The organism is Xanthovirga aplysinae, from assembly GCF_009711365.1.
Lineage (GTDB): Bacteria > Bacteroidota > Bacteroidia > Cytophagales > Cyclobacteriaceae > Xanthovirga > Xanthovirga aplysinae.
The window spans coordinates 1-5,525 of record NZ_SMMB01000926.1 but is presented as its reverse complement, the minus strand read 5'-3'; the positions used below and the strand labels follow the sequence as shown (position 1 = coordinate 5,525).

Here is a 5,525-nt window from a genome sequence, read left to right as displayed (position 1 = left end):
CCAGAAGTTTGAAAAAGAAAATAATAACTTATATCAACCTGGGGCTTTAAAAACTCCAACTTAAGCCTTCTTTCCACATTTAAAATATCTAACTGATAATTAAATAATCTTAATTCGGGATGAAACTCCCTTAAGCTAATGATCATCGCTTGAAGAGAATCAAAATCAATATTTTCTTGAAGTCCAATATCCAGGGTATCAGGGGGAACTAGCTTATCTGATATCTCTAAAGGAATATTATCTTCCGTCCAAAGAAAGTTCGAAAGATTAAGACCTTGATTCTTAAAAAATAGATAAGCATCATTTCGAGCTACTTCCCTGTCCTGATATTGGATATAGGCTTCCAATGTGTCAATGGCAGGATTTGCCCCCTGCTTATACATTCCTTTCACAAAAAAATATCGGTACTCAGATAATTCAACGAACTCCTCCCAAACCTTTAATTTTTGATAACTATTAACCCAATTCCAATATTGGGTGCTAGACTCCAGAAATAAGTTATTCAAAACAGAAAGCCTTTCAGTTAATGTGGCCTGTTCTATTATTTGACCTTGCCGAAGAGCGGCCCGGCGTTCATCGATAAAAAAACCTCTGACGGCAGATAAAGAAGCTCCCATGGTAAGAAACCCTCCTCGGGGAGTAAAATTTTGAGGATTCAAAAAATCTCCAAAATTTTCTTCATACTTCACCAAAAATTCGAATCCATACCAGGTGGGAAATTGAAATCCAAATCGTTGAATTAGCCAATAGGTTTGTAAATTAAAGAATTTGTTTTCCAGGTTCGTAAATACAAAGGGATCAAAAGCCCCTCTCGTGCTTAATAGGAACTTTCTACCTTGTTCGGTAAGCACCCCTGCCTGCTTGGAAACGGGATGATATGCCCCCACTAGGGCATTAAATTGGTCCAAGGTAAAAATAAAAGTACTGTCCTCGGATATTTCCGGGGTTTGAGCATAGGAGAACTGCACCATTACTCCCAAGAGTAATATAATCGAAAATGGGATTTTCATCCACTCTACTTCATTACGCCGGTAGGACCGATATAATAGTTTGGAGGAAAGACCATTTAGCTTTCGCCAGATTTCATACCATACGGGTACTCTTCCCACTAAAGCCAATCCTTTTGCTCCTGATCCTATCCTCAAGGCTGCCGGCCACGGAACATCATCCGGATCGGGACCTACCAGTACCCTATATTTTCCATTTGGACTTATAAATTGATTATAGCCAACTACTATTCCACCGAAGGAACCATAAGACAAATTAGGCCATCCAGAAAAGACAATAGCGGGCCATCCATCAAATAATAACCGAACTTTTTGTCCCTTCCTGATCAAAGGCAAATCGACCGGGTTTACATAAATTTGAACCGCTAATTGAAAATCTGCTGGCATAAATGTCACCAAAGGATCATCCTCTTTTATCGTTTCCCCAATTCCGGTTGTTGTGGCCCTGGTCACATATCCATCCTGAGGAGCCGTTATGTAATAAATCCCAAAACGGAACGAATAGTTTTTATATAAGTTTTCGGTCTTGGCTACAGTAGCTTGTGCGGTATAAAGTGCAGAAAGAGAAGCAAACTTGTCAGAATTAGTCCGTGCCAATCGATCACGGTATTGATTCTCAAGGGAATTCAATTCAATTTGAGCATTTATAATATCATTCTTACTACTTGTCAACTGATTTCTAGCCCCAATTTGACTCGCCTGTGTTTGTCTTAAAGTCATGCGGCGAGTTTCAAAATCAGTTAAGGAAATCAAACCATCCTTATGCAACTGCTCCCACCTCTTAAATCGACGATTGGCAATTAATAAATTGATATTGGCGGCTTCAAGCAGTAGGCTATCGGCCTCCCATTTAAGATTTGCCTGCGTTAGCCGATTTTTGGCCTGACTGATTTTTAAATCCCTAGTTTTTTCTAAGGCGTCAATTTGTCTATCAAGTGAACTCACCGTCACTTCCAAAGATTTTACCTTTAACCTTTGGGCTATTAATTGCTCTTCAGTTCTTTTGAGCAAATTAGGGTCGTAATAAGTCTCTTTTATATCGGAAATATGTACAATGGTATCACCCTTTTTTATCAGCTGTCCCTCTTTCACGTACCATTTCTCTATCCTACCTGCAATGATTGAATTTATGCTTTGTGGCCTTTGATTGGGGTTAATGGTGGTTAGGTCACCTCCACTAATAATTGTTTGTCTCCAGGGCAACATTAAAACAAAAAGAATAATACATAAAAATCCTGTTAACCAATAGGCAAGTTTCCTTCCAAACCTTATCTGAGAAATCTGCCCAAAAGAGCGATAACGCTTTTTATCTATTTTGCCTTCCTCTATTCGATTTGTCGAAATATTTAACATTCAACTTAATATAAGCCAATAGGCAATCTCCTGGAGCTTTCATTTTCTCCCCAAAAAGGGATTAACACCCAAATAGTTTTGAAAACCATGGTTTATGCCGAAAATCATCCAATTTTCCTATTCCAATTATTTTTCCTTTATCCAAAATGACCACTTTGTCACACTTTGCTGCAAAACTTTCATCATTAGACACAGAAATCAAGGTCCAGGGATTATTTTTATCTGTCAGGTAATTGATGATTTTCTCCTTTGTATCCTTCCCGAATAAAGCCATGCTATCTTCTAACAATAACAATCGAGGACGGGATACTGTGCCACGCAACAAAATTATTTTACGTTTAATACTTGCAGATAGCTTTTTTCCTTGTGAATCAACCGGAGACGCCAGCCCCTCCGGTAGGGATTTAATATAATCATGGAGGTCCAAGTGCTTGGCTAAATCCAGTATCTGTTGATAGCTAATATTTTTCTTCCCCATGGTAATATTCTCATATAAACTTCCCTCAAAAAGATCTTCGAAAGAAAGACTATCCCCAATATTCCCCCTTAAACTAGCGATATTAATATTCCCCATGGCGACTCCATTATAAGTGACGGTTCCCGTATAATCATCAAATAAACCTCCAATCAAATGAATTAAAGTACTTTTTCCTGATTCATTTGCCCCACATATTGCTACTTTCTCTCCCGCTTCTATTTTGAAATTCAAATTTTCTAAAGCCCGTTGAGGTGAATTGGGATAGGAAAAACTAACTTGATGAAGAGCTACCTCCAATCCAGTATCCTTTACTATTTCCTCATAAGGAATCCCTTTTTCCTCCTCCAAGGAAAGGTCGGTGACAGAACCTATTTTCTCTAGCGCTGTCACGACATCGTAAATTGTTTCAAGACTTAAAATTAATTTTTCTACGGAGGTCATTATTAGGATAATCACAATATCGGCAGCCACAAATTGCCCTATGTTCATTTGTTGCTTAATCACTAACACTCCACCCAAAACCAAGAGGCCCGCCACTACAATTACATTAAATCCAATAGTGAAAGCATACTGGAGGACCAAAACCTTGAAATGCTTTTTCCGGGAAGACAAATAATTATTCACACAACCATCCGTTCTTTCTAATGGCAGCTCACTTTCCCCTGCCAGTTTAAAGGTTCCTAAATTTCTACCTAATTCCTCTAACCAATGGGCAACCTCAAATTTATACCCTGACTCTTTCAAACTTAGTCGCAACCCCCTACCCCATAATATGCGAAAGATGATTAATAAAATTACAAGGAACAACAAGCCATAAGTGACAAAAAAAGGATGATAAAAAGATAAAAGTATGAGGCCAAAAAGGATTTGAATAGCGGCTGTAGTAAAATCAGTTAGAATTTTGGCAACACCTTTTTGAAGTTCCAAAGTATCGAAAAAACGATTGATTAATTCGGGAAGGTAATGTTTATAAACCGCAGAGAACTTCAAACGAGGAATTCTATATGCAAATTCAAAAGCAGAACGGGCAAAGATACCCTGCTGGATTTTTTCCGAAATAACCAACTGCATGATTTGCAATCCTCCAGCTAAGGCCACTCCTAAAATCACTATAAAAACAAGAATAGCCCAGGAAGAAGAAACCTGTCCCCCCTGAATAAAATTGATAATGGCCTGAATCCCCAGGGGAAGAGAAAGTTTTATTAGCCCTGCAAAAACAGCATAAACATAAATATAAAAAATGGCTTTTTTGTCAACGGATAATAAACTAATTAACCGCCTTACACGTCTAAGCCTCTTTATTGTCCCTCCTGCCTCTTCCTCTTCCTTCATTCCTTTTAACAAGGCCTCTATTTCTTAAAAGCAATGTACCAACACATTAAATAAATACACTACCTTTAGATCTCTCCATGCATAAATTTAGTATCCTAATAGGCATTTTCTACTCTCCTTGAGAAAACTTAAGAACTTTTCTCCTTATACCCCTTCTCTCCTAGGGGGGGGAAAGGGTGCCTCTATCAAACAAATGATTAAAGGAATACTTTTCACAAAGAGAAATAAATAAACAAATTGCCTCTTAAACATTTCAGACCTTTATGCATATAGAAGCAGATGAACAGCTTTTTTGTTCGTCCAAGCTTTGTTTCCTTCTATTGGGGCTTGTAATACTGCATGGCCTCTGGTATTTGCCTTTTAATGGATTCTATCCTAGTTGCGCTAGAAGGGTGAGTGGAGAAAAACTCAAGAGGTTCGTTCCCTCCACTAGCATTCTGCATTCTTTCCCAAAAAGCGGGAGCATGATTGGGATCATAACCCGCCATTGCCATAAAAATTAAGCCCAATTGGTCCGCTTCTGACTCTTGCAAACGGCTATATGGAAGTACCCCCAAGTAGGTTGATCCTACTCCGTAAGCTTGCAAAGCTAAGGCTTGGGTAGTTTGAGCTGAATTTTGCATGGCAGTCGCCAGAGCTACCTCCCCATACTGTTGCAACAATGCCTGAGACATACGCTCATTCCCATGGTTAGCCACGGCATGGGCAATTTCATGTCCCATCACAACAGCCACTCCATTTTCATCTTCACAAATAGGCATAATTCCCGTGTAAAAGGCTACCTTTCCACCTGGCATACACCAAGCATTTACCTGGTCCGATTCAATCAAATTAAACTCCCACTGATAACCCTCTAATTGACTTGCCATATTTTTTTCTTCAAAAAACTTTTCTACTCCCTTGCTGATCTTTTCCCCTACCCTCTTTATCATCTGGGTTTGAGCCTGATTCGTGGATAACTTACTATCTGCCAACACATTTTGATAACTTGCATCGCTTAGTGACAACATTTCATTATTTGAAATAAAGGCTACTTGTTTTCTCCCTGTAACAGGAACGGTTTTACAAGCATCAATAAAAAGAGCTAAGGCAAGAAGTATAAAGAACTTTTTCATGAAATATAAATCGTTTACCATAGAAATTTTATCCACAATCTAGAATGTTAATTCAAAAGAATAAATTTACTAAACCTAGTCAATAGTGCACTAAATTACATTATTAGAAAAAGTAAAAAAATGGAAATAGAAAATTTTAATTTGACACAGGTATTAAATCAATTAAATCATTATTATTCCTTCTTAGAGCATGTTTAGAAATTTTCTAATGGCTTTAAAACAAAATATTAAAACAAGCTC

At 38.0% G+C, this 5,525-nt stretch carries 3 protein-coding genes; all 3 read right to left on the bottom strand.

The window, feature by feature from the left end; genetic code table 11:
* A partial coding sequence (locus E1171_RS08270) for an HlyD family efflux transporter periplasmic adaptor subunit (protein WP_155205537.1) occupies nucleotides 1–2,360 on the bottom strand: 2,360 nt, incomplete at its 3' end.
* Between the two features lie 61 nt (nucleotides 2,361–2,421).
* Nucleotides 2,422–4,170 (bottom strand): peptidase domain-containing ABC transporter, encoded by a 1,749-nt coding sequence (locus E1171_RS08265; protein WP_155205536.1) that lies wholly within the window; start codon nucleotides 4,168–4,170, stop codon nucleotides 2,422–2,424.
* Between the two features lie 317 nt (nucleotides 4,171–4,487).
* On the bottom strand, nucleotides 4,488–5,285 hold the full coding sequence (locus E1171_RS08260; protein ID WP_155205535.1) for a M48 family metallopeptidase: 798 nt from the start codon (nucleotides 5,283–5,285) through the stop codon (nucleotides 4,488–4,490).
* Between the last annotated feature and the right edge of the window lie 240 nt (nucleotides 5,286–5,525).